The sequence below is a fragment of the Raineyella antarctica genome (assembly GCF_900092135.1).
GTDB lineage: Bacteria > Actinomycetota > Actinomycetes > Propionibacteriales > Propionibacteriaceae > Raineyella > Raineyella antarctica.
On record NZ_FMYF01000003.1, the window covers coordinates 386,978 to 409,045 of the forward strand.

Consider the following 22,068-nt stretch of genomic DNA (forward strand, 5'->3'; position numbering starts at 1 on the left):
TCAGGCCTTCGGCTGGATCACGGCACTGCCGGGCACGACGCTGACGAGGTCCTTGCTTCCGTAGGTCTCCTCGTACTTGGCACGGATCTGCTCGGCCTCGGGCGAGGCTGCCGCGATCCGCTTCCAGTCGAGGGCGTCGAAGGACGTCCGGTAGGCGGCGTCCATGACCTTCTTCTCGTCCGCGCCCTGGAAGTGGATCTGCTTCATGCCCGCGTCCTGCCAGGCCTTGGTCTCCTTGGCCGCCAGCTCCTGGTAGTGCTTGACCACCTCGGGCTCCACGTCCTTCATCGTCTGGGTGATGGCGTCCTGCGTCTCCTTGTCCAGGGAGTCCCACTTGTCGAGGTTGATCACCGTGCTGGCGACCGAGTCGTAGAAGCGCGGCTCGACGTAGTAGCCCAGGTGCTCCTGCCAGCCGAGGCTGACCACACCGGTCGAGGTGAAGGTGGCACCGTCGATCACGCCACGCTCCAGGGCGGAGTACACCTCGCCCGCCGGCATGTCGACCGGGGTACCGCCCAAGGCCTTCACCGGGCCGGAGGCGTCGGGGGACGTCCGCAGGTTCAGGCCGGTCAGGTCAGGCTTGTCGATCTTGTCCTTCAACAGGATGACCTGCGGCACGCCGGCGTAGGTCCTGCCGGCCAGGTGCAGGCCCTGCTTCTCGTGGATCTTGGCGTAGATGTCGAAGACGCCGTCATCCCGCTCCTCGGTCGGCGAGAACGGGGTGAACCGGGCCAGTTCGACCGCCGGGACCTGGGATGCGTAGTAGCCGCTCGGGAGGCTCGCCCCGTCGTACGCGCCCGACTGGACGCCCTCGACCATCAGGTTCGGGGCCATGACCTCGGGGCCGCCCTTGTAGTCGATCTTGACCCACGGAGCGGTCTGGGCGAGCTTGTCGCGGAACATCCAGAAGCCGTCGCTGATCGGGTGGTCCTCGGGGTTCCCGGTGATGAAGGACAGCGTCACGGGTGCGTGCTCGCCGTTTGCGGTGGTCGAGGTACCGGACTGGCCGCAGGCGGCCAGGGCCACGGAGGTGAGGGCGGCTATCACTGCCGCGCCGATTCGCTTCTTCACGCCACAACTCCTTTGTCGGTGGGACGAGAGCGCCTCAGGACCGCGGAAGAGTACGCGTCGGCCGAGGCTTCCCCGTCCGTAGGGGAAGGCTCTCGACGACGAGCCTAGGGAGGGCGCGGAGGACCGGACATGCGGAAAACCTTTACCTGCCACATCGGGAAACAAAAACCTCGATGTGGCGCAGCTCACAGACCCTGCGCCGCCAGGGGCAGGCGCATGGTGAGGACGGTGCCGGTCGGCCGGTTGGGGCGGATGACAATCTCACCGTTGTGCCGGCTGATGATCCGTTCGGACAGGATCAGCCCGATCCCCGAGCCGTCCTTCTTGTCGGAGAAGGCACTCTCGAGCAGCCGCTCGCCCTGCACGCGGTCCAGGCCGCGCCCCCAGTCGTGGACCGAGCAGGTCGCGTAGCCGTCCTCGGCGCCGGTGGTGATCCGGATCCGCCGGTCCGGCGTGCCCGAGGCGACGGCCTCGTCGATCGCGTTGAAGCAGAAGTTCAGGATGACCTGGCCCAGCAGCACGTGGTCGCCAGTGACGGGCAGCGGGTCGCCGACCGGTTCGCTCTCCACCCGCACGTTCCGCTCCGCGGCCCGCAGCCGGACGAAGTAGAGGCTGTCGGTGACGATCGCGTTCAGCTCGCGCAGTTCCGCGTTGCTCTCGATCCGCTGCACGTACCGCTTGACGCTGGAGACGATCGAGGAGGACCGGGCGAGTTCCTTGCGCGCACGCTCGAGCCCGTACCGGATGTCCTGGTCGGTGAGCGTGCCGGTCTCCAACCGGGACTGGATGCCGGAGAGGAAATTGGTCGCCGCCGCCAGCGGCTGGCCCAGCTCGTGCGCGATGATCATCGCCATGTCGCCCATGGCGTGGTAGCGCGACAGGTACTGCAGGTTCGCCTCCTGGTAGGCGTTCTGCTGCTCGAGCTCCACCTTCGAGGTGATGTCGCGGACGACCAGGATCCGCGAGTCGATGCCGTCGTGCACCACGTTCTCGATCTGGCCCCGCAGCCACGTGGGCGACTCCCCGCCACGCACGCACATGCGCAGCTCGATCGGGTCGGCCATGTTGCCCAGTCGGTCTGCCACCGCGCCCAGCGGCGGGGTGATCTCGGCGAACTCGGCCGGCGACCGGCCGATCATGGCGAGCGCCGGCCGGCGGAATAGCCGGGCGGCGAACGCGGAGATGTCCTGGATCTGGTTCTGGTCGTTCAGCAGCAGCACCCCGGCGGAGGCGTACGTCATGATCCGCTGCAGGTACCCGGTCGTCCGCTTCAGGTCCTCCTCGAGCTCGACCTCCTCGTCGATCGGCCGGAACTCCACCACCACGACCGGGCCGTCGTCGAACTGCACCAGGGTGGCGGTCGCATCGGTGAGGAATTCGTGGCCGGACTTGGCGCGGTACTTCCAGCGCCGGTGGCTCTGCCCGTTGGTGACGGCCTCCTGCAGCCACGCCACGCCGAGCACGCGGCGGTACTGCTTCTCCCGGCCGCTCATGTGGTGGGCCTTGAGCGGGCGGAGCTCCTCGACCGTGAAACCGAACATGCGGCAGGCGGCCGGGTTGGCCCACAGGATGTTCTTGGAGGCCGCCTCGTGGACGAGCAGCCCGGCCCTGGTGTTCATGGCCATCTGCTCGTAGTCCCTACCGGTGGGGAACATGCTCGCCTCCGCTCCTCGACAGGCCAGTGTGCTCCGGCGACGGGGCAGGACTCAATAGGTGAATCCTTCAGCGGCAGCCGAGGAAGTACGCATGGTGCCGCAACCGGCCCACTCCCTAGCTTGGTGCCAGATCAACCACCCGAACCAGAGACGGAGACGCGCATGTTGTCGGTCAACCGGGTTGTCGCCGAGCCAGAGGGGCCGGCCCGCGAGAAGGCCTTCCAGACCGCACTCGACGTGCTGGTGGACCGTCGCGACGAGTTCAACGCCCAGGGCTACGTCCCGCGCGACTACATCGACCTGCTGAAGCGTGCCGGCATCTACCGGGCCTCGACGCCGCGCCGGTTCGGCGGAGACGCGCTGGACCCGTCGACCTTCATGAAGAAGATCGAGCAGATCTCCACCGTGGATCCGGCCACCGGCTGGGTCGCCAGCTTCGGGTCCTCGCTGGTCTACCTGGCGGCCCTGCCACCGGACACCCAGCGCGACCTGTACGCCGAGGGGCCGGACCTGACGTACGCCGGCGGGTTGTTCCCGATGCAGGAGGCCACGGCGGTCGACGGCGGCTACCGGGTCAGCGGGGTCTGGCAGTTCACCTCCGGTTGCATGGGCGCCGACCTCATCGGCGTCGGGCTCGCGGGTGGGCCGGAGACCAAGGGTCGTCCGCTGACCGCGCTGGTGCGTCCGGAGCAGGCCGAGATCGTGCCGAACTGGGACGTCGCCGGCATGCGGGCCACCGGCTCGCACAACGTGCGGCTCGACGACGTCTTCGTGCCCCAGGAGTGGACCTTCGTCCGCGGCGGCACGCCCACGGTGGACGAGCCGCTGTACCGCTACCCGGGCCTGGCGTACGCCGCGCAGGTGCTGGCGGTGACCGCGCTGGGCGCGGCCCGCGGCGCGCTCGACTACACCCTCGGGGTCTCCGCCGGCCGGACCAGCATCACCGGTGGGGCCAAGAAGGGCCAGCGGCCCAGCTACAAGTCCGGGCTCGCCCTGGCCGAGGCGAAGCTTCGCTCGGCCCGTGCGTTCTTCTACGAGACCACCGACGAGGTCTTCGCCCTGGCCGAGGCCGGCGACGAGATCCCCACCGAGAAGGTCGCCCTGGTCCGCCTGGCCGCGAGCCATGCCGCCCACGTGGGCCGGGAGGTTGCGCTGGAGGCCTTCGACCTGTGCGGCACCGGGGCAATCTTCCGCAGCCACCCGATGCAGCGTTACCTGCAGGACGCCCTGGTGCCCGCCCAGCACGCCTTCCTGCAGACCGCGACGTACGAGGCCGCCGGCGCGGTGCTGCTGGGCCTGGAGCCCGACGTCCCCAGCTTCCCCTGACCTGACACCACCCCTGACACCCCACGAGAGGATCGGCCATGAGCGAACCGCTGCGCGTGCTCTTCTGCATCGGCATCAACCAGAACTTCTTCGACCTGCCGAAGGACCGGATCGGCATGGTCTGGACCGCCTTCGCCGGCATGCTCGCCGAGATGGAGGACATGGACGGCGTCGACGTGCTCGGCAACATGGACGACGACGCGCACATGGTCGGGCCCTCGGCAGGCTGGCCGTGGACCTGCTACGTGCTCGCCGACGTTCGGGACCAGGCGACCGTCAAGGCCGCCTGCAACCTGTTCCGTACGACCATGGTCGGCGACGAGGGCCACGCGCTGTGGCGCTACGCGACCATCGAGGCCCGGATCGGCCGCGCGCTGACGATCCGCCCGGACGTCAAGGTCGACTGACCGATGGCCACCCTCGAGACCCGCCTGGCCCGGCTGGAGGCCAAGGAGGCCGCCGACGCGTGCCTGGTCCGCTACCTGGACCTGTGCGACGTGCCCGGCCCCCTGGCGGATCTCGACCAGATCGGTGCCCTGTTCACCGAGGACGCGGTCTGGGAGGGCATCGGCCCCGAGTACGAGGGGAAGTTCGGCCGGGCGGAGGGACGGGCCGCCGTCCAGGACCTCGTCGGCGGCTACCTGCCACCCGTCGACCACTTCATCCGCAACGCGCACCTGGCCACCAGTGGCCAGGTGCGCGTCGAGGGCGACGAGGCGACCGGCCAGTGGCTCATGCAGCAGTTGTCGCTCCATCGCGACGGCGGCGCGGAGCTGCTCTGCGCCCGGATCAGCGTCGACTTCGCCCTGGCCCGGGTCCGGCACCAACCGCCGACCGCCCTCATCCGCCACTTCCGCACCCAGCGGCTCTTCGCCGCACCGCTCGACACCGCCGCCCTGGGCCACCTGCTCAGCTGACCCCCTGCCCCGAACCCCGAGGAGCGACACCATGACCACCATCGACGACCGGGCACCCGGCTCGTACGCGGACCTCGCCGAGGGCGACCGCGTCGCCGGACAGCTCTACACCGACCCCGCCATCTTCGACGAGGAGATGGAGAAGATCTTCTACCGCACCTGGGTGTGGGTCGCGCACGAGAGCGAGATCCCCGATGCCGGCTCGTTCAAGACCACGTACGTGGGCCGGCAACCGGTCATCGTTACCCGGGACCGGCGCGGCACCATCAACACGATGCTCAACCGCTGCCGGCACCGCGGCGCCACCGTCTGTGACCAGTCGAAGGGCAAGGCGAACGGCTTCACCTGCCCCTACCACAACTGGTCGTACGCACTGGACGGCAAGCTGCGCGGCATCCCGTACCCCGAGGGCTACGAGGGCGTGGTGGAGAAGGCCGACTTCCCCCTGCAGAAGCTGCGCACCGAGTCGTTCATGGGCATGGTCTGGGCGACGTTCAACCAGGACGCCGAGCCGCTGGAGGACTTCCTCGGCGATGCGAAGACCTGGATCGAGCGGTTCTTCAAGCAGACCAACGGCTACCCGGCCAAGGTCACCGGCATCCACAAGTTCCGGTTCCGTGGCAACTGGAAGATCCAGTTGGAGAACACCACCGACGGCTACCACTTCCCGATGGTGCACAAGTCCTGGATGGCCTCGGTCGACGCGGAGACCGCCGACATGATGTCGTTCATGAACGACGACACGGCCGTCTCCCACGACCTCGGCAACGGGCACAGCGTGATGATCATGGCCCCGGGGAACGCCGACCTCGACATCGACGACGGCGCCCCGCTCCAGGAGCGCTTCAGCGACCTGGTCAAGGAACTGGAGGACTCCGGGGAGTACACCACCGAGCAGATCCGCCGCCTCATCCGGTCGATGCACGGCTCCGGCTTCAACCTGAACACGTTCCCGAACGTCTCGTTCTCCCTGTCCTTCTTCCGGGTGCTGATCCCGATCTCCGTCGACGAGACCGAGATCTGGCACATGGCGCTGGGGATGGACGGCGGCCCGGAGAGCCTCAACCGCGAGCGCCTGCGCATCCACGAGCACTTCCAGGGCCCGTTCGGCTTCGGCAGCCCCGACGACGCCGAGGGCTGGGAGCGCGTCCAGCTCGGCGCGGCCGCCGACCCGCAGATGCCCATCCTGGTCAACCGCGGCCTGAACCGGGAGACCACCAGCGAGGAGGGCTGGCCCACCTCGCACTGCACCGACGAGACCGGCATGCGCGGCGCGTACGCCATGTGGAAGAGGATGATGAGCGATGACTGAGCTGACCGAGATGACCGAGACGACCCTCACCGACCCCACCGTCGTCCGAGCGATCCAGCTCGTCTGGCGCGAGGCCAAGCTGCTGGACGACAAGGCGTACGAGGTCTGGCAGGACCTGTACGCGGACGACGGGGTGTACGTCATCCCGATCGACCCGGACACCGAGGACTTCGCGTCCTCGCTCAACATGGTCTACGACGACAAGCGACTGCGCGGCATGCGCGTCGAGCGGATGATCCAGGGCTATGCCCCCTCGGCCGTCGCCGCCGCCCGTACGGTCCGGACGATCTCCCGCTTCCAGGTCGAGGCCGCCAGCGCGACCGAGGTGACGCTGACCTCCGCCCAGGTCCTCGTCGCCTACAAGCGCGGACGCACCGACGTGCTCGGGGCCGAGCTGACCCACACCGTCCGGCTGTCCGACGACGGAGACCGGATCGCCCTGAAGGTCGTCCGCCTGCTGAACAGCGAGGAGGCGGTCACCGCCTCCGGCTACCTGCTCTGATCCGGGCCCCACCGAGAGGAACGCCATGACCGTCCCGACCCCGCCCTCCTCCCCCGGCTCCGCGCCGGCACCGGGCATCGCCGTCGTCACCGGTGCCGCCGGCGGCATGGGCGCGCACATCAGCCGCCGGCTGCACGCCGAGGGGCACCGGGTGCTGCTCACCGACCTCGACGCAGCGGCCGCCCAGCGGATCGCGGTCGAGCTGTCCCCCGACGGCTCGACGGCCGAAGGACTGGCTCTCGACGTCGCCGACCGGGCGGCGTTCGAAGCCGCCCTCTCCCACGTGCAGGAGCGCTGGGGCACGCCGTCGATCCTGGTGAACAACGCGGCGATGACCCAGGCGGCGGACCTGATGACCCTGGCGGCCGAGGACTTCAACCGCGTGCTCACCACCAACACCGGCAGCGTCTTCTTCGGCTGTCAGGTGTTCGGGGCGGCCATGGCCGACCAGGGCTACGGACGGATCGTCAACCTGGCCTCCCTCGCGGGGCAGAACGGCGGCACCGCGACCGGCGCGCACTACGCCGCGTCCAAGGGCGCGATCCTGACCCTGACCAAGGTCTTCGCCCGGGAGCTGGCCTCCCGCGGGGTGACGGTGAACGCGATCTCACCCGGCCCGCACGACCTGCCGATCGTGCACGAGACCGTCCCGGCCGACAAGCTGGCCGGCGTGGTCGCGAACATCCCGGTCGGCCGACTGGGCGACCCGAGCTACGTCGCCGACATGGTCGCCCTGCTCGCCGCCCCCAACGCGGGTTTCGTCACCGGCGCCTGCTGGGACGTCAACGGCGGCCTGTACGTCCGCTGATCCCGAACACCACGGAGGTAACCGAAACATGGCCATGATCGAGGTCCGGGTCGCCGAGATCATCGACGAGACCCCCACCATCAAGTCGATCCGCTTCGTGCGGGCCGACGGGCGCCCGCTCGGCGTCTACCAGGCCGGCGCCCACGTCGACGTGCTCACCCCCAATGGCGTGACCCGCCAGTACTCGCTGGCCAGCAAGCCCGAGGACCCCGACTCGTACATGGTCGCGGTCAAGCGCGAGCCGAACTCGCGCGGCGGGTCGGCGGCCCTGCACGAGCTGAAGGTCGGCGACGTCCTGCAGATCAGCGAGCCGCGGAACCTGATGGCGATCGACCCCGACGCCGGCCACCACGTGCTGGTCGCTGCCGGAGTCGGCATCACCCCGATGCTCAGCATCGCCCGGTACCTCGACCTGCACGGGCAGGACTTCGACCTGCACTACTTCGCCCGCAGCCGCGAGGATGCCGCGTTCCTCGGCCTGCTGGAGGAGAAGTGCCCGCAGAAGCTGCATGCGCACCTGGGCGTCCCCCGCACCGAACACCGCGCGATCCTGGCGGAGGAGCTGGCGGACCTGCCCCCGAAATCGCACCTGTACATGTGCGGGCCCGCCCCGTTCATGGACCTGGTCCAGGAGCTCGCCGAGCAGCAGCTGCCTGCCGAGGCGATCCACCGGGAGAACTTCGATGCCGCCGAACAGCCAGACGCCTCGGAGAACCGGCCCTTCGACGTCGAGTTCGAGGGGAACGTCTACCACGTCCCCGCTGATCGCAGCCTCGTCCGCGTACTGCAGGAGGAGGCCGGCGCCGAAATCGACACCTCCTGCGAGGAGGGCATCTGCGGCACCTGCATCATGGCCGTGCTCGAGGGCGAGCCGGAGCATCGGGACAACGTGCTGACCGCCAAGGAGAAGGCCGCCAACGACCAGATGACCACCTGCGTCTCGCGGGCCAGGTCCGAGCGGCTGGTGCTCGACTACTTCTAGCCCCTACCGGGCGGGGCCTCGACTGCGTGGAGTCCCCGGGGACGGCGCCGGGATCACTCGCTGATCTCGGCGCCGTAGCGCAGCACGTCGCGGACCAGCGTGTTGATGCTGTCCGCCTCGGTCTTGCTCTTGATCCGGGCCCGGTGCACGTCCACCGTCTTGACGCTCATCCCGAGCTTGCGGGCGATGTTCTGGCTGGGCAGGCCCTCCACCACCAGGCGGAGGATCTCGCGCTCGCGCGGGGTCAACGAGTCGACCTTCTGCTGCACCTCGCCCCGCACCCGGTGCTCGGCGAACCTCTCCTCCGCCTGCACCACGGCGGTCAGCACCACGTCCAGCAGCTGCTGGGGCTCGTAGGGCTTCTCCAGGAAGTGCAGCGCACCCTGCTGCATCGTGCGCACCGACATCTTGATGTCCCCGTGCGCGGACACGAAGATGATCGCCACGTGCGGCGCGAAGGCGTTCAGCTCCTCCTGCAGCCTGGTGCCGCTCATCCGTGGCATCCGGACGTCGAGCACCAGGCAGGCCGGATGGCCGCCGTCGTACTCGGCCAGGAAGGTGTCCGCCGCTTCGTACACCACGGGCTGGATCCCGATGCTTCCGAGAAGCCAGGTGACGGACTCGAGCAGTCCGGGGTCGTCGTCGACGACGTACACCACGGCGGGGGACGTCGGATCAGTCATGGCCACCACTCTCGTTGCGGCCGCTCGCGGCCGCCGGTCCGGTACCCGGCTCCGCTGCCGGGACGACCCTCGATGCTACCGCGGCCATGCAGCCGGCCAGAGCGGGTCGTGCCGCAGCCGGGAGCCTCCGCGCGGCCTCAGGCTGCCTGCCGGTCCTAGTCCCGCCACCGCGCCTCAGCGGTCCAGTAGCGCACGCCGGCGGCGCTGACACCGGGCTGCCAGGGCGTCGTACGCTCCAGGTCCGGCTCCACCTTCGCGATCGAGGCGTCCGCAGCCTCCGGACCGTCGGCGGCCACGCCCCAGTGCACCCAGTTGACCTCGCGGCCGTGCTCGTCGTGCACGAACAGGTCGACGTGATGCCAGCCGTATCCGAGCGTGTCCTCGTAGCAGGTCAGGAACATCCGATGGTGGTGGGTCGGGCGGGGCTCCATCCGGATCCCTCCTCTCGTCCGGGGGAACATGTCACCGGTCGCCGGCCAGACGCGACTCGAGGCTGCGCGCAGCAGCGAACACGCCGGACTCGTGGCCGGGCAGGCCGATGACCTGAAGACCGAGCGGCAGCCCGGTGGACGTGCGGGCGCCGGGCACGGTGAGGGCCACCAGGCCGAGCGCCTGCCAGGGCCGGGACAGGATCGGTGATCCGGTGGCGCCCAGTCCACGCGGCGCCGGCCCGGGGGCGGCGGGCCCGAGGACCACCGCACCGGCGCCGAGCACGTCCTGCAGGTCCTCGCGCGAGCGGTCGCGCCGCACGATGGCGGCGCGGTAGTCCTCGTCCGAGATCGCCAGGCCGCTCGCGAGCAACTCGACCAGGGGTGCGCTCAGCTCGGCCCGGTGCTGCTCGTACAGGTCGGGCGCCTCGCGGACGGCCTCGTACGCCATGATCGTGACGTGGTCGGCGGCCAGCGTCTCGACGTGGTCGCTCCAGTCCAGTTCGCGCACCTCCAGCCCGGCCTCGGCCAGGAGTCCCGCCGCGCACTCCAGCGCCGTCACCATCTGTGGGTCGATGTCGGCCAGTTCGGTCCCCCGCCACACCAGCACCGAGGGCCGCGCCGCCTCGTCCAGGTGGTCGCCGGTGAACGCCTGGTACGCGTACGCCAGGTCCTGCACACCGGGCGTGAGCAGGCCCAGGGAGTCCAGCGAGGGACTCAGGCCGGCGATCCCGGCCATGTCCACCGAACCGTGGGCCAGCACCAGCCCCGCGACCCCGCAGTAGGCGGCCGGGCGGGTCAGCGAGCCGGCGGTCTGGCTGCCGAGCGCGAGCGGGACGACACCGGCGGCGACCGCCGCGGCGGAGCCGCTGGACGACCCGCCGGGAGTGTGCTCGAGGTTGTGCGGGTTGCGGGTCGGGCCCGGCGCGAAATAGGCGAACTCGGTGGTGACCGTCTTGCCGAGCACGACGGCGCCCAACTGCTCGAGGCGCCGGACGCACGCGGCGGAGGTGCCGACGGGTTCGGGCGGGGTGACGGCCGAACCGCAGCGGGTGGGCAGGCCGGCGACGTCGATGATGTCCTTCACGCCGAGGGCGACGCCGTGCAGGGCGCCCCGCTCGGCCCGCTCGTCACGCTCGGCCGCATCGGAGAGTGCGTGTTCCGACATCGTGACCCAGGCATGGATGTCCCGGGTCGCGTCGACACGTTCCAGCGCCGCGTCGATCAGCTCGACGACCGTGGTCCGCCCGTGCCGGGCGGCCGCCACCTGGTCGGCGAGCCGGTGCAGGGGTGCGGTGGGTTCCGTCACTGGTCCTCCTGTTCTTCAGCCCATCCTGCCGCCTGCACCGAGCCGGCGGTAGTAAAGGTTTCTCCCCTGTCGGGGTAACCGGCTGCTTCCTACAGTCCTGACCAAGCCTCACTGCAGGCCCGCCCAGGCCGCACCGGTCACGGTGATCCGGAAGCCCTTCCCGCGCCCACTCCTGAGGAGCCCCTCCATGGCCGAGACGCTGACAGACATCGACGGTCAACTGTTCCGCAACGTCATGGGGCACTACCCCACGGGCGTGGTGATCGTGACCGGCGTGCACCCCGACGGCGAGCCCCTGGCGATGGTGGTCGGCACCTTCACCTCCGTCTCGCTCGAGCCGCCGCTGGTGGCCTTCCTGCCGATGAAGACCTCACGGACCTTCCTGCGCCTGCAGGAGTGCCCGTCGATGTGCGTGAACGTGCTCACCGGCAAGCAGGAGCACATAGGCCGGACGATCGCCAGCCGGCGGAGCGACAAGTTCGCCGGTCTCGACTGGTACCCCTCGCCGTCCGGCAACCCGATCCTGGCCGACTCGCTGGCCTGGGTGGACGTGCGGCTGGTCGACACCATCGAGGCCGGCGACCACTGGATCGCCATGTGCGCGGTGACGGACCTCGCCGTCACCAATCCGGTCGCACCGCTGATCTTCTTCCAGGGTGGGTACGGCAGTTTCGTCATACCTTCCCTGATAGCGCGGATCGAGGCCGACATCACCGAGGCGGTCATGGACGCCGAGTCGGCCCGTCCGACCCTGGAACGGCTCGCCGTGACCTACGACTGCGAGGTCACCCTGCTCACGGTGGTCAATCCGAACGAGCTGGCGACCATCTCCTCGGCGGTCGGCCCGAGCGCGCAGAGCGCTGACGGCCTGGGCCTGCGGATCCCGATCATCCCGCCGATCGCCGACGTCTACGTGGCGGAGGGGACACCCGAGGAGCAGGAGGACTGGCTCTCCCGGGCCAGGGGTGCAGACGAGGGACTGCTGCAGACCTTTCGGGACCGGCTCGCGTTCGCCCGCGAGCGCGGCTACCTGATGTCCTTCCTGCCCGCCGGGAACGTCAACCCGTACGCCTCGGTCACCCGGGCGACCCAGCGCTACGCCCGGGGCGAGCTGACACCGGCGCAGGAGCGCGAGATCCGCAGCGAGATCATCCTGTCCCAGGTCAGCTACGAGGTCATCGACATCGACCCGTCCTGCAGGTACGACGTGGGCATGCTCGTCGCGACCATCCACGACGCCGCGGGCCGGCCGGTGCACATGCTGCGGATGGCCCAGTTCCCGCGGGACGTGGCCGGCCGCCAGGTCCAGGAGTGGATCGACGGCATGCTGGCCGGGGTCCGTCAACTCGAGCACACGCTCTTCCCGACCCCCTCGGACGCGCCCGCTGCAGTTGGTGGGGCGGATGGGCCTGCAGCGGTCGATGGCACCGGAATGCCTGTCCGGGCGACCGAGCCCGGGCACCCCCTCGTCCCCGACACCAAGGAGCAGTGAGGATGAAGATCGCAGTCCTGGGCGGAGGCCACGGCAGCTACGCCGCCCTGGCCGACCTGACCGAGCAGGGGCACGAGGTCCGGCTGTGGCGCCGCGACCAGGAGGCCGCCGAGCAGTTGCGACATGAGCCCGTCGTCACCCTGTGCGACGAGAGGGGCGAGCGCGCAGTGCCCGTGCTGCCGCCTGCCACCGACGTCGGTGAGGCGCTGCGTGGCGCCGACCTGGTCCTGGTGCCGGCACCGGCGATCGCCCAGGCCGACCTGGCCGAGGCGATGGCGCCCCACCTCGCCGACGGGCAGGTGGTCTTCCTGCCGCCCGGCACGTTCGGCAGCTACGCGATGAGTGAGATCGTCCGCCGCAGCGGCAACACCGCCAGGGTGCTCTGGGCCGAGACCGGCACCCTGCCATGGCTGGCGCGCAAGCACGGCCCCGCGACCGTGAACATCACGATGCGTGCGGTGCACCTGCCGACCGGCGTCTACCCTGCCGACCGCTCCGCCGAGGCGCTGGAGGTGATCGCCCGCGCCTTCCCGTCCGTCCAGCCGTGCGGCGACGCGCTGTCCGGCGCGTTGATGAACGCGGGCCCGATCATCCACCCGCCGCTGATCCTGATGAACGCCGGACCGCTGGAGCACTTCGACGCGTGGGACATCCACAACGAGGGCACCCAACCTTCCATCCGCGCCGTCACCAACGCCCTCGACCTCGAGCGGATCCGGGTGCGCGAGGCGCTCGGCTACGGGGCGCCGCACTTCCCCCTGCGTGACCACTACGAGAACGATCGGTGGATGTACGGAGACGCCCACCAGGCCCTGGTCGACAGCGGCGACTGGCGGGAGAAGATCGACCTGCACTCGCACCGCTACATGCTCGAGGACACGGCGATGGGGCTGGCGTTCCTGGGGTCGGTGGCCACTTGGACCGGCGTGGACGCCCCGATCACCCACGGCCTGCTTGGCATCGCTGGTGCGATCCTCGGCCGCGACCTGTCCGCCGGCGACCGTACGCTGGGCGCCCTCGGTCTGGCCGGACTGGACCAGGAGCAGCTGGGAGAGCTGCTCGCCGAAGGTCCCCGATGACCGGGGCGTCCCCGCTGAGCGGCTCGTCCCCGACGACCGGGTGGGCGCCGACGGTCGCCGTCGGGGCCGGCCGGATGGGCCGCGGGATCGCCGTGGCGTACGCGCTGAAGGGGCGGCCGGTCACGGTGCTCGATTTCAAGGCGCGGGCCGAGCACGACGTCGAGCGGCTGGTCCGGGACGTGCAGGACGAGGTCAGGTCGACGCTCGACCAGCTGGCGACATTGGACGTCCTCTCACCGGCGGAGGTCGAGGCCACCGCCGCTCTGGTGACGGTCGCGCCGCTCGAGGCTTCCCCGGAGGTCCTCGGCACGGCCCGGATCGTGTACGAGGGGGTCCCGGAGACCCCGGCAGCAAAGGCCGACGCCCTGCCCCGGCTGGGACTGCTGGCCGCGGAGGACACCATCATCGCCTCGACCACGTCGACCATGCTGGCCTCGGAGTTGGCCGGACTGGTCCCGCGCACCGAGCGGTTTCTCAACGCCCACTGGCTGAACCCCGCCTTCATCAACCTCTTGGTCGAGGTCAGTCCGCATGAGGACACCGACCCGCGCGTTACCGAGGCACTGAAGGCGGAGCTGGAGCTGGTCGGCAAGGTGCCGGTCGTGTGCGCCTGCTCCCCTGGGTTCATCGTGCCCCGGCTGCAGGCACTGATCATGAACGAGGCCGCGCGGATGGTGTCCGAGGGGGTCGCCACGGCCGCCGACATCGACAAGGCGACCCGCTTCGGACTGGGCCTTCGCTTCGCCTCGCTGGGGGTGCTGGAGTTCATAGACTTCGGCGGCAACGACATCCTCTACTACGCCGATCGCTACCTCTCGCGGACCATCGACGAGTATCGCTACGCCGTTCCCGCCGTGATCGAGCAGAACATGCGCGAGGGACGCGACGGGCTGCGGACAGGCCAAGGCTTCTTCAGCTATGACGCGGAGGACGTGGACGCCTATCGTCAGGACGTCCTGCGGCGCACGCTTGAGATGGCTCGTCACTTCGAGGCAGTCCGGGACTCGGGTTCTTGATCCTCCGTCCGAGACGACGGACGATCAAGAACCAAGAGTCCCCGTACCCCTTGCCGGTCTGTGGTTGTCCCCGCTGATCTGTGAGGGGCTTTGTCCCGTGACCCGTCAGTGGTTCCGCAGCAGGTCGATCAACTCGTCCTTCTTCAGCTTGGAGTACCCGGACAGGCCCAGTTTCTTGGCCCGATCCCGCAACTCCTCGACCGTAGGGTCCTCATAGTTCTCGACGTCGCCGCCGGAGCGGCCGACCGCGGAGCGTCCCTTCTGCGCGCCCGCATTGGCGATCCGCGCCGGCTTCTCCTCCGACGCACCCTCGCGCCGGAGCGCGTCGTACACCTTGCGGTCCTTGATCGGGTCAGCCATGGCATCCTCCTTCGTCCCCTCCACCATGCCTCGCCCCAGCCGGACAGGAAGCCCTCCCAGGGTCGCACCCCACCGGGGCCACTTCTTGTGAGCCGCGCCACACCGGACCTACGCTGGTAGGCACAGGGGCGGGGCGAACCGCCCTGGTCGCCGGCCAACTGCACGCAGACCTTGCCGTACCCGGGCGACCCGCGCCCCTGTCCCCAGCAACCACTCCCGTACGGCGCACCGACGTCCCGAATCTCGTCCTCGAGGGGGATCTGATGAAGGCACGATCCATCGGCGCGGCGGCGGCGCTGTCCGCCGTCCTGGTCCTGTCCGGCTGTGGGTCGGGTGGAGGTTCGGGCGGTGGTTACGGCTCGAGCACCTCGGCCCCGCCGGCTACCACCACCACGAGCCCGCCCGCAACCTCCTCCGCCTCGGCGGGGTCCACCACGGCGGGCCTGAAGGTCGCCAGTTCCAGCCTCGGCACGATCGTCGTCAGTGACACGGGCATGACGGTCTACCAGTACACCAAGGACGTGAAGGACTCGGGCAAGAGCGCCTGCACCGGCGGCTGCCTGGTGGCCTGGCCCCCGGTCCTCACCAGCCAGGACTCCCCCACCCTGCAGGGGGTCACCGGAAAGGTCGGGACGATCACCACCCCGGAGGGGGCCAAGCAGGTCACCCTCAACGGACTGCCGCTCTACTACTGGGCCCAGGACTCCAAGCCTGGCGATGTCACCGGCCAGGGGGTCCAGAACGTCTGGTACGTCGTCGGCCCCAACGGGGAGATGGTCAAGTAGCGGCCCGGTTCTTGATCCCCCGTGTTCTTGATCCCCCGTGGACACACGCAGCTCAGTTCTTGATCCTCCGTCCGAAACGGCGGACGATCAAGAACCGAGCGGGCCCGTGGCGCCCCTGGCCCCGCCGATCTGACCCGACCCCGTGACATCGGCGCCGTACAGGCCTTGGATGGAGCAATGAAGAAGCTGATCAACCGGCCCCAGGACGTGGTGGCGGAGTCGCTCCGTGGCTTCGCGCTCGCCCATTCCGGAAAGGTCCGCGTCGACCACGACCTCGCGACGGTGTACCGCGCCGAACGGCCGCTGCTCGGGACCGTCGGCCTGGTCTCCGGCGGCGGATCGGGCCACGAGCCGCTGCACGCCGGCTTCGTCGGCCACGGGATGCTGTCGGCCGCCTGCTGCGGACAGGTCTTCACCTCGCCGGTGCCCGACCAGGTGGTCGCGGCGACCCAGCAGGTCGACGCCGGCGCCGGCGTGCTGCACCTGGTCAAGAACTACACCGGCGACGTGATGAACTTCGAGATGGCCGCGGAGATCGTCGCCGATACCGCCGACATCGAGGTCGCCACCGTCGTGCTCGACGACGACGTCGCGGTGCAGGACTCCACCTGGACCGCCGGCCGCCGCGGCACCGGTGCCACCGTCTTCGCCGAGAAGCTCGCCGGGGCCGCCGCCGAGGAGGGGCGCCCGCTGGCGGAGGTCGCCGCGATCGCCCGCCACGTGAACGAGAACGCCCGCAGCATGGGCATGGCGATCGCCCCCTCTACGGTCCCCACGGCCGGCAAGCCGAACTTCACCCTCGGCGAGGACGAGATGGAGCTGGGCGTCGGCATCCACGGCGAGCCCGGTCGGGCCACCGTGCCGTACGCCCCGGCCGCCGACATCGCCCGCCAGCTCGCCGAGCCGGTCCTGGCCGACCTGCCCTTCGCCGGCGGTGACCGAGCCCTGGTCCTGCTGAACGGGATGGGTGCCACCCCGTTGATCGAGCTCTACCTGATGTACGGGGAGGTCGCCGCGATCCTGGCCGGCCACGGGATCGAGGTCGTCCGCCCGCTGGTCGGCAACTACATCACCTCGCTGGACATGGCCGGCTGCTCGCTGACCGTGCTGCGCGCCGACGACGAACTCCTCCGGCTGTGGGACGCCCCGGTCGAGACCCCGGCCCTGCGTTGGGGGCGATGATGTCCGCCGTCCCCGACCCCGTGGCCGGGACCCCCGCGACCCTCGGGGTCCCCGACCTGACTACCTGGCTGCGCCGCTACGCCGCCGAGATCGTCGCGCACGAGCAGGAGCTGACCGACCTGGATGCCGCGATCGGCGACGGCGACCACGGTGCCAACATGACCCGCGGCATGACAGCGGTCGTCGCGGTCCTGGACCAAACCCCGTTCGAGACCCTCGACGCCCTCGCGAAGAAGGTCGGGATGACGCTGGTCAGCTCGGTCGGCGGGGCCAGCGGGCCGCTCTACGGAACCTTCTGGCTGCGGTTCGCCAAGCCGTTGTCCGGGTTGGCCCGGACCGATGCCGCTACGCTCGGGCTGGCCCTGCGTGCCGGGGTGGAGGGCATCCAGCAGCGCGGCAAGGCTGAAGGAGGAGACAAGACGATGCTCGATGCGTTCCTGCCGGCCTTGGCGGCGTACGACGCGGCCGTCGATGCCGGCGCTGAGCCCACCGCGGCACTGCGGGACGCGGCGACGGCCGGCCGGGCCGGATGCGCGGCCACCGTCACGATGGTGGCGCGCAAGGGCCGGGCCAGCTACCTCGGCGAACGCAGCGCCGGCCACCAGGACCCGGGCGCCACCAGCGCCGCCCTGTTGCTCGAGTGCGCCGTCTCATGACCCAGCCCACGGAAGGCCGAGATCCCATGATCAGCATCCTCGTCGTGTCGCACAGCCGTCCCCTGGCCGAGGCGGCCGCAGCACTCGCCAGTGAGATGGTGCCGGCCGAGGACGGCCTGCGGATCGGTGTCGCCGCCGGTATCGACACCCCCGACGGACCCGCGTACGGCACCGACGCCGCAGCAGTGGCCCAGGCGATCACCACGTACGACTCCCCCGAGGGCGTGCTGGTGCTGATGGACATCGGGTCGTCGGTGCTCAGCGCCCAGCTGGCGCTGGAGTTCCTCGAGGAGGAGGAGATCGCCGACCGGGTCCTGCTCTGCAGCGCGCCCCTGGTCGAGGGGCTGCTCGCCGCCGCGGTGGCCGCGGCCGGGGGTGCGACGCTGGAGCGCGCGGCCGCGCAGGCACGGGCCGGACTGTTCGCCAAGCAGTACCAGGTCGCCGACGTGTCGACCTCCGATGCCGATCCCGCGCCGGCCGGGGCCACCAGGAACCGCCCGCCGGCTTCGGACGACGACCCCTGGACGACCTGCGAGGTCGAGGTCACCAGCCCGGTCGGCCTCCACCTGCGGCCGGTGGGACGGATCGTGGCGCTCGTGCTCGAGCACGAGGCCGAGGTCAGGGTCAGCAACCTGGACACCGGCCAGGGCCCGCTGCCGGCCGACAGCCTGGCCGACATGCTGAGTCTGGCCGCCGACTGCGGGCACCGGTTGCGGTTCGAGGCCCGGGGACCCCGGGCCGATGATGTCCTCGACGCGATCGCCGCCCTCGCAGGGACCGGCTTCGGCGACAGCTGAGCCGGCGCGCCTACCGGAACCCGAACAGCGGCGGGAACGCGACCGCGACCACCAGCGCCCAGGCACCGAACACCGCCAGGTAGCGGCCCTGCCAGCGTTCCAGCGCGGCGAACGGGCCCCGCCCGCGCAGGAACCGCAGGTACAGCCAGCCCGTGCCGGCGAGGTTGACCAGCAGCACGATGTTCTCCCCCAGGGCGGCGAGCTTGTTGGGGCTGGCGCCGTACTCGCCGATCCGGCCAGCCATCGCGGCGAGCACCACGACGTCCACGACCAGGGCGGAGGCGATCAGCACGATCTGAAGGACGTCGGTCGCCCGGGGAGCGACGATCCGGTCGCGGGCCGAGACCGAGAAGATCACCAGGGCGAAGACCAGCGCCAGGACCACGTCGTAGACGATCAGCAGTTGGCGGTCGAGGTCGACCAGCTTCCCAGAGGCGGCCATCGTGGCCAGGAAGCTGAGCAGTACCAGGGTGAGCAACGGAGTGAAGACCGCCGACAGCACCGGGGCGATGTTCTGCACCGCGCCCATCCTGGCCTCCACCAGCCACGCTGCGACGATGACCGCGCCGGCGGCCCCCATCGGGACGACCCAGGACAACACGTCCGCCACGGAGACCCCGACCAGACCGAAGATGGTGGTGCTCAGGCCGACCAGCACGGCGCCGCCCAGGGCGATCAGGACGTACAGGATCGCCAGCTCCCCGCTGAACCGGACGAACTCCAGCCACCGCTCGCCCGGCCGCCAGGCACGACCGAGGTAGGCAGCGCCGATCACCACCCACAGGGCGATCCCGACGTGCAGGATCGCCAGCAGCCGGGTGTCGTACGGCGCCAGGAACGGGTAGAGGTTCACCAGCAGCAGGCCGAGCGCGAACACCGCGCCCACGATCGCGTTCACCACCGGCGGCGCCGGGCGGCGCAACCACGCGACGTACGCGGCCACGACCGCCGCCGCACAGATCCCGTACGAAGCGAGGACGGTGGGGTCGGGAGCCCCCGCCCCCGCGGACCCGGCCAGCGCGAACGGCACCCGGACGACCAGGCCTGCCACGACGGCGAAGGCGAGCATCACCCACAGCCCGCTCCGGCCGGCTGCCCTCGACTGTCGGTGGGTCTGCGCGGTCACCCCGGTCGCACTGGTCACCCCGGTCGCCGGGCGCGTATCGCCGAGCACCAGGCCGCGCCAGAGTCCCTCGGCATCGGCCGTCGCGACCTCGCGGGACCACTCGTCCTCGGCCGCAAGCCGCTTCACCGCGACCAGGAACGACTCCTCCTCGGTCAGCCCGTGCTCCACGAGGTCCTCGACCTGGCCGCGCAGCCGCGCTCCGGCCTCCTCGACCCGGGCCGGACTGATCCCGGGGCGGGCACGCAGGGCATCCTGCCACTGCGACACCCGGTGGGCCGTCGACTCCTCGGACCACTGCACGTCGGGCACTCCTCGGATCGGCGGATACTCCTCCTGCGGACCCTACTCGCCGCCCGGGGCCACGACCGGCCAGGTGATCTGCGTCAGCATCGTCTCCGGCGCATCGGCGTTCGGCTCGGTCAGGTAGCTCTCCCACATCGTTGTGGTGGGGACCAGTCCCTGCTCCTGCAGCCAGACCATCAGCCGGCCGTACGTGGCCTGCATGGTGTCGTACGAGCCCACGTGCATGACCTGGGCAGCCGGCCCCCCGGGCAGGGTCTCGGTCCGGAGCCCGTCCCCACTCACCGGTCGGTCCACGGGGAAACCTGCCGCCACGTCGACGCTGTCGGTCGGCATGCTGTAGTAGATGCCCACCGGAGGCCCGATGATCCGGGCACCCTGGTTGCCGGCGGCCTCCATGACTGCCTGGTACGCGCGGGCGAAGAAGTCCGGCAATGCGTCCATCCGGACGGTCTCGCGGAGCACGGCGACCCGCTGTGGTTCAAGGGTGACGAGCTCCGGATCGTGCGACGGCTGGGACATCGGGAGACCTCCGGAAGCGAGTCGTGACTGGTTGCCGTCCATGCTTCCACGACGCGCTCAGACCCGCGCGTACTTGGCCCGGGCGAAGGAGTAGATCGCGTACGCCACCAGCCCGAGGGCAATCAGCGACAACAGGAACGTGCCCAGCGGCAGCTTCAGCAGCGTACGCAGCGCCCCGTCCATGCCGGAGGCCTTGCTGGGGTCGTGGGTGGCGACGGCCGCCAGGAAGAGGGCGCCGATCACCATCAGCGCGATGCCCTTTGCGACGTAGCCGAAGGTGGCGACCACCTCGATCGGCCGGTCGAGGCTCTCCACCAGGTCCTCGCGGTACTTGCTGGCGATCCCCTTGTAGATGTGGTAACCCCCGATCACCACGACCACCAGGCCGACGACCACCACGAGCACATCTCCCGCCACACTGCCCATCAGGCTGGAGGTCAGGTCCTTGCTCTGCTTGGCGCTCGAGGAGTGGGTGCCCATGACGACCTGGATAGCGCCCCAGGCCAGCACGCCGTACGTCAGGCCCTTCGCGACGTGCTTGACGACCCGGCCGACGTCACCGCGCACCAGGGCGGCCTCGGTCAGGTTCCACAGGCCGAGCAGGACGAAGCCGGCACCCAACACCCCGAGCACGGCGACGCCCACCGGGTTGGTGCTCAGCGCCTGGAAGGCGCCGGACTGGTCGGCCTCGCCGCCGTACGAACCCCAGGCGAGCCGAAGGGACAGCCAGGCCAGGAGGAGGTGCAGCACCCCACTGGCGCCATAGCCGACGCGCGCCCCGTACTCCACCACCCGGCTGTTGCCGGCCTTGCGAGCAGTGTCTCGAACCGACATGTCCCCTCCTGTTCCGGACGGGGCACCCTGAGGGTCGCCCACCACTCGATAGCCACAAGAGTCTAGTCTGACAAGGGCATCGGGGACTAGTGTGCGGGCGTGAGTCTCCAGCAGAGCAACACCGCGGCGTCCCCCACCCCTCGTCCGGGCCGGGTGCCGGCCACCGTGGACCCAAAGCCATGGATGGCTGTGGTCGGCGTGGCCCTGCTCGCTCTCGGCATGCTGCTGGGCGCGCTCGGCCACAACCTCGATCCGGCGACGACGGGCGAGCTCGGCGTGCTGCAGTGGTTCCACGAGCACCGGAACGGGTTCCTGACGGTGCTGGCCAAGGCGATCGAACTGGTCATGGGCCCCAAGGTCGTGCCCTGGCTGCTGGTCGCGATGCCGCTGCTGCTCCTGGCGCTGCGCCGGATCGTGATGGCAGTGACGTCGTTGTTGCTGCCCGGACTCGGGTGGCTGCCCGGCCACTTCGCCAAGGGCTTCTTCCCGCGCGCACGCCCACCGCACTCGCTCGACCCGGTCGTGATCTACAACGACAACGCGAGCTTCCCCAGCGGCCACACCGGCTTCGCCACCTCGATCACCATCTTCATCCTCTTCGCCCTGACCATGTGGGGCGTACGCCGGTGGTGGGCCGTCGTGCTGGGCGTGCTGTTCATCGTCATCGTGGGCCTCTCCCGGCTGTACGCCGCCGCACACTTCCCGATGGACGTGCTCGGCGGGGCGGTCCTTGCCAGCGGTACCTCGATCGCGCTGTGGCCGCTGGCGGCCTGGTGGTGGGGCAGGGGGCAGGCCGGCGGCGGCCGGCTCGCCGAACCTCCCTACCGCCATGCACTGACCGCCGGCAAGGGCGACTCCACGGCGGCCTCGGAACGTGCGATCGGCGCCGACACGACCGAGTAGGTCGTACCGACGCCGATCACCGG

At 70.3% G+C, this 22,068-nt stretch carries 24 protein-coding genes; 15 read left to right on the forward strand and 9 right to left on the reverse strand.

The window, feature by feature from the left end; all coding sequences use genetic code 11:
- Positions 1-1,071, reverse strand: coding sequence for a TRAP transporter substrate-binding protein DctP (gene dctP / locus GA0111570_RS06615; RefSeq protein WP_092608135.1), 1,071 nt, complete (start codon positions 1,069-1,071; stop codon positions 1-3).
- A gap of 185 nt (positions 1,072-1,256) precedes the next feature.
- Positions 1,257-2,726 (reverse strand): PAS domain-containing sensor histidine kinase, encoded by a 1,470-nt coding sequence (locus GA0111570_RS06620; protein WP_175557362.1) that lies wholly within the window; start codon positions 2,724-2,726, stop codon positions 1,257-1,259.
- Positions 2,727-2,888: 162 nt separating this feature from the next.
- Between GA0111570_RS06620 and GA0111570_RS06625 the strand changes: the two genes are divergently transcribed.
- From GA0111570_RS06625 to GA0111570_RS06655, 7 genes are read left to right on the forward strand one after another with little or no spacing between them, the layout of a single operon-like run.
- Complete coding sequence (locus GA0111570_RS06625; protein WP_092608138.1) at positions 2,889-4,052, forward strand: acyl-CoA dehydrogenase family protein; 1,164 nt, start codon at positions 2,889-2,891, stop codon at positions 4,050-4,052.
- 38 nt (positions 4,053-4,090) lie between these two features.
- A complete protein-coding gene (locus GA0111570_RS06630) occupies positions 4,091-4,459 on the forward strand; it encodes a hypothetical protein (protein ID WP_092608141.1) in 369 nt (122 codons plus the stop codon).
- 3 nt (positions 4,460-4,462) lie between these two features.
- Positions 4,463-4,969 (forward strand): nuclear transport factor 2 family protein, encoded by a 507-nt coding sequence (locus GA0111570_RS06635; RefSeq protein ID WP_092608144.1) that lies wholly within the window; start codon positions 4,463-4,465, stop codon positions 4,967-4,969.
- A gap of 31 nt (positions 4,970-5,000) precedes the next feature.
- A complete protein-coding gene (locus GA0111570_RS06640) occupies positions 5,001-6,281 on the forward strand; it encodes an aromatic ring-hydroxylating oxygenase subunit alpha (protein WP_092608147.1) in 1,281 nt (426 codons plus the stop codon).
- Positions 6,274-6,783 (forward strand): aromatic-ring-hydroxylating dioxygenase subunit beta, encoded by a 510-nt coding sequence (locus GA0111570_RS06645; RefSeq protein ID WP_217634051.1) that lies wholly within the window; start codon positions 6,274-6,276, stop codon positions 6,781-6,783. Before GA0111570_RS06640 ends, GA0111570_RS06645 begins: the two co-directional genes overlap by 8 nt.
- 25 nt (positions 6,784-6,808) lie before the next feature.
- The gene (locus tag GA0111570_RS06650; protein WP_092608150.1) at positions 6,809-7,591 is read left to right on the forward strand and encodes an SDR family NAD(P)-dependent oxidoreductase; all 783 of its coding nucleotides are present in this window, start codon (positions 6,809-6,811) and stop codon (positions 7,589-7,591) included.
- 28 nt (positions 7,592-7,619) lie between these two features.
- Positions 7,620-8,573: a PDR/VanB family oxidoreductase gene (locus GA0111570_RS06655; RefSeq protein WP_092608153.1), complete on the forward strand. Its 954-nt coding sequence runs from the start codon at positions 7,620-7,622 to the stop codon at positions 8,571-8,573.
- 53 nt (positions 8,574-8,626) lie between these two features.
- On the opposite strand, the gene GA0111570_RS06660 is transcribed toward GA0111570_RS06655, so the two are convergent.
- From GA0111570_RS06660 to GA0111570_RS06670, 3 genes are all read right to left on the reverse strand, one after another.
- Complete coding sequence (locus GA0111570_RS06660; RefSeq protein WP_092608156.1) at positions 8,627-9,256, reverse strand: response regulator transcription factor; 630 nt, start codon at positions 9,254-9,256, stop codon at positions 8,627-8,629.
- A gap of 155 nt (positions 9,257-9,411) precedes the next feature.
- A complete protein-coding gene (locus GA0111570_RS06665; RefSeq protein WP_175557363.1) occupies positions 9,412-9,687 on the reverse strand; it encodes a hypothetical protein in 276 nt (91 codons plus the stop codon).
- A 31-nt stretch (positions 9,688-9,718) separates the two neighbouring features.
- Positions 9,719-10,993, reverse strand: coding sequence for an amidase (locus GA0111570_RS06670; RefSeq protein WP_217634052.1), 1,275 nt, complete (start codon positions 10,991-10,993; stop codon positions 9,719-9,721).
- A gap of 187 nt (positions 10,994-11,180) precedes the next feature.
- Between GA0111570_RS06670 and GA0111570_RS06675 the strand changes: the two genes are divergently transcribed.
- Genes GA0111570_RS06675 through GA0111570_RS06685 form a run of 3 tightly spaced genes read left to right on the forward strand, consistent with a single transcriptional unit; the run spans position 11,181 to position 14,580 of the window.
- Positions 11,181-12,485 carry a flavin reductase family protein gene (locus GA0111570_RS06675; RefSeq protein WP_092608161.1) on the forward strand — a complete coding sequence of 435 codons (1,305 nt, stop codon included), beginning with the start codon at positions 11,181-11,183 and terminating at the stop codon, positions 12,483-12,485.
- A 2-nt stretch (positions 12,486-12,487) separates the two neighbouring features.
- A complete protein-coding gene (locus GA0111570_RS06680; RefSeq protein WP_092608164.1) occupies positions 12,488-13,564 on the forward strand; it encodes an NAD/NADP-dependent octopine/nopaline dehydrogenase family protein in 1,077 nt (358 codons plus the stop codon).
- Positions 13,561-14,580, forward strand: a complete 1,020-nt coding sequence (locus GA0111570_RS06685; protein ID WP_217634053.1) for a 3-hydroxyacyl-CoA dehydrogenase NAD-binding domain-containing protein — start codon at positions 13,561-13,563, stop codon at positions 14,578-14,580. Before GA0111570_RS06680 ends, GA0111570_RS06685 begins: the two co-directional genes overlap by 4 nt.
- Before the next feature lie 105 nt (positions 14,581-14,685).
- Here the strand turns inward: GA0111570_RS06685 and GA0111570_RS06690 are convergent, their stop codons facing one another.
- Positions 14,686-14,940, reverse strand: a complete 255-nt coding sequence (locus GA0111570_RS06690) for a DUF7218 family protein (protein ID WP_217634054.1) — start codon at positions 14,938-14,940, stop codon at positions 14,686-14,688.
- Positions 14,941-15,203: 263 nt separating this feature from the next.
- Here GA0111570_RS06690 and GA0111570_RS06695 point away from each other — a divergent pair, with 263 nt between their 5' ends.
- The 4 genes from GA0111570_RS06695 (at position 15,204) to dhaM (ending at position 18,360) form a co-directional block, all read left to right on the forward strand.
- Positions 15,204-15,725, forward strand: a complete 522-nt coding sequence (locus GA0111570_RS06695) for a COG4315 family predicted lipoprotein (RefSeq protein WP_092608170.1) — start codon at positions 15,204-15,206, stop codon at positions 15,723-15,725.
- Positions 15,726-15,902: 177 nt separating this feature from the next.
- Positions 15,903-16,907 (forward strand): dihydroxyacetone kinase subunit DhaK, encoded by a 1,005-nt coding sequence (gene dhaK, locus GA0111570_RS06700; RefSeq protein ID WP_092608173.1) that lies wholly within the window; start codon positions 15,903-15,905, stop codon positions 16,905-16,907.
- Complete coding sequence (gene dhaL, locus GA0111570_RS06705) at positions 16,907-17,563, forward strand: dihydroxyacetone kinase subunit DhaL (protein WP_092608176.1); 657 nt, start codon at positions 16,907-16,909, stop codon at positions 17,561-17,563. The genes dhaK and dhaL overlap by 1 nt, the downstream gene beginning before the upstream one ends.
- Positions 17,564-17,589: 26 nt before the next feature.
- Complete coding sequence (gene dhaM, locus GA0111570_RS06710; protein WP_175557364.1) at positions 17,590-18,360, forward strand: dihydroxyacetone kinase phosphoryl donor subunit DhaM; 771 nt, start codon at positions 17,590-17,592, stop codon at positions 18,358-18,360.
- 10 nt (positions 18,361-18,370) lie between these two features.
- Here the strand turns inward: dhaM and GA0111570_RS06715 are convergent, their stop codons facing one another.
- The 3 genes from GA0111570_RS06715 to GA0111570_RS06725 are packed head-to-tail and all read right to left on the reverse strand — an operon-like array spanning position 18,371 to position 21,142.
- Entirely contained in the window at positions 18,371-19,786 is a 1,416-nt protein-coding gene (locus tag GA0111570_RS06715; protein ID WP_139283167.1) for a hypothetical protein, read from the reverse strand.
- 42 nt (positions 19,787-19,828) lie between these two features.
- Complete coding sequence (locus GA0111570_RS06720) at positions 19,829-20,308, reverse strand: GyrI-like domain-containing protein (RefSeq protein ID WP_092608184.1); 480 nt, start codon at positions 20,306-20,308, stop codon at positions 19,829-19,831.
- Positions 20,309-20,365: 57 nt separating this feature from the next.
- Positions 20,366-21,142, reverse strand: a complete 777-nt coding sequence (locus tag GA0111570_RS06725) for a DUF1206 domain-containing protein (RefSeq protein WP_092608187.1) — start codon at positions 21,140-21,142, stop codon at positions 20,366-20,368.
- Between the two features lie 99 nt (positions 21,143-21,241).
- Between GA0111570_RS06725 and GA0111570_RS06730 the strand changes: the two genes are divergently transcribed.
- Positions 21,242-22,045 carry a phosphatase PAP2 family protein gene (locus tag GA0111570_RS06730; protein WP_139283168.1) on the forward strand — a complete coding sequence of 268 codons (804 nt, stop codon included), beginning with the start codon at positions 21,242-21,244 and terminating at the stop codon, positions 22,043-22,045.
- The last annotated feature ends 23 nt before the right edge of the window (positions 22,046-22,068 follow it).

Bases quoted from the DNA above. Each gene is read 5' to 3' on its own strand.
- GA0111570_RS06635 (WP_092608144.1), top strand. From the start codon at position 4,463: ATGGCCACCCTCGAGACCCGCCTGGCCCGGCTGGAGGCCAAGGAGGCC.
- GA0111570_RS06655 (WP_092608153.1), top strand. From the start codon at position 7,620: ATGGCCATGATCGAGGTCCGGGTCGCCGAGATCATCGACGAGACCCCC.
- GA0111570_RS06660 (WP_092608156.1), bottom strand. From the start codon at position 9,256: ATGACTGATCCGACGTCCCCCGCCGTGGTGTACGTCGTCGACGACGAC.
- GA0111570_RS06680 (WP_092608164.1), top strand. From the start codon at position 12,488: ATGAAGATCGCAGTCCTGGGCGGAGGCCACGGCAGCTACGCCGCCCTG.
- GA0111570_RS06665 (WP_175557363.1), bottom strand. From the start codon at position 9,687: ATGGAGCCCCGCCCGACCCACCACCATCGGATGTTCCTGACCTGCTAC.
- dhaK (WP_092608173.1), top strand. From the start codon at position 15,903: ATGAAGAAGCTGATCAACCGGCCCCAGGACGTGGTGGCGGAGTCGCTC.
- dhaL (WP_092608176.1), top strand. From the start codon at position 16,907: ATGTCCGCCGTCCCCGACCCCGTGGCCGGGACCCCCGCGACCCTCGGG.
- GA0111570_RS06630 (WP_092608141.1), top strand. From the start codon at position 4,091: ATGAGCGAACCGCTGCGCGTGCTCTTCTGCATCGGCATCAACCAGAAC.
- GA0111570_RS06645 (WP_217634051.1), top strand. From the start codon at position 6,274: ATGACTGAGCTGACCGAGATGACCGAGACGACCCTCACCGACCCCACC.
- GA0111570_RS06720 (WP_092608184.1), bottom strand. From the start codon at position 20,308: ATGTCCCAGCCGTCGCACGATCCGGAGCTCGTCACCCTTGAACCACAG.
- GA0111570_RS06690 (WP_217634054.1), bottom strand. From the start codon at position 14,940: ATGGCTGACCCGATCAAGGACCGCAAGGTGTACGACGCGCTCCGGCGC.
- GA0111570_RS06650 (WP_092608150.1), top strand. From the start codon at position 6,809: ATGACCGTCCCGACCCCGCCCTCCTCCCCCGGCTCCGCGCCGGCACCG.
- GA0111570_RS06640 (WP_092608147.1), top strand. From the start codon at position 5,001: ATGACCACCATCGACGACCGGGCACCCGGCTCGTACGCGGACCTCGCC.
- GA0111570_RS06625 (WP_092608138.1), top strand. From the start codon at position 2,889: ATGTTGTCGGTCAACCGGGTTGTCGCCGAGCCAGAGGGGCCGGCCCGC.
- dhaM (WP_175557364.1), top strand. From the start codon at position 17,590: ATGATCAGCATCCTCGTCGTGTCGCACAGCCGTCCCCTGGCCGAGGCG.
- GA0111570_RS06685 (WP_217634053.1), top strand. From the start codon at position 13,561: ATGACCGGGGCGTCCCCGCTGAGCGGCTCGTCCCCGACGACCGGGTGG.
- GA0111570_RS06675 (WP_092608161.1), top strand. From the start codon at position 11,181: ATGGCCGAGACGCTGACAGACATCGACGGTCAACTGTTCCGCAACGTC.
- GA0111570_RS06695 (WP_092608170.1), top strand. From the start codon at position 15,204: ATGAAGGCACGATCCATCGGCGCGGCGGCGGCGCTGTCCGCCGTCCTG.
- GA0111570_RS06725 (WP_092608187.1), bottom strand. From the start codon at position 21,142: ATGTCGGTTCGAGACACTGCTCGCAAGGCCGGCAACAGCCGGGTGGTG.
- GA0111570_RS06620 (WP_175557362.1), bottom strand. From the start codon at position 2,726: ATGTTCCCCACCGGTAGGGACTACGAGCAGATGGCCATGAACACCAGG.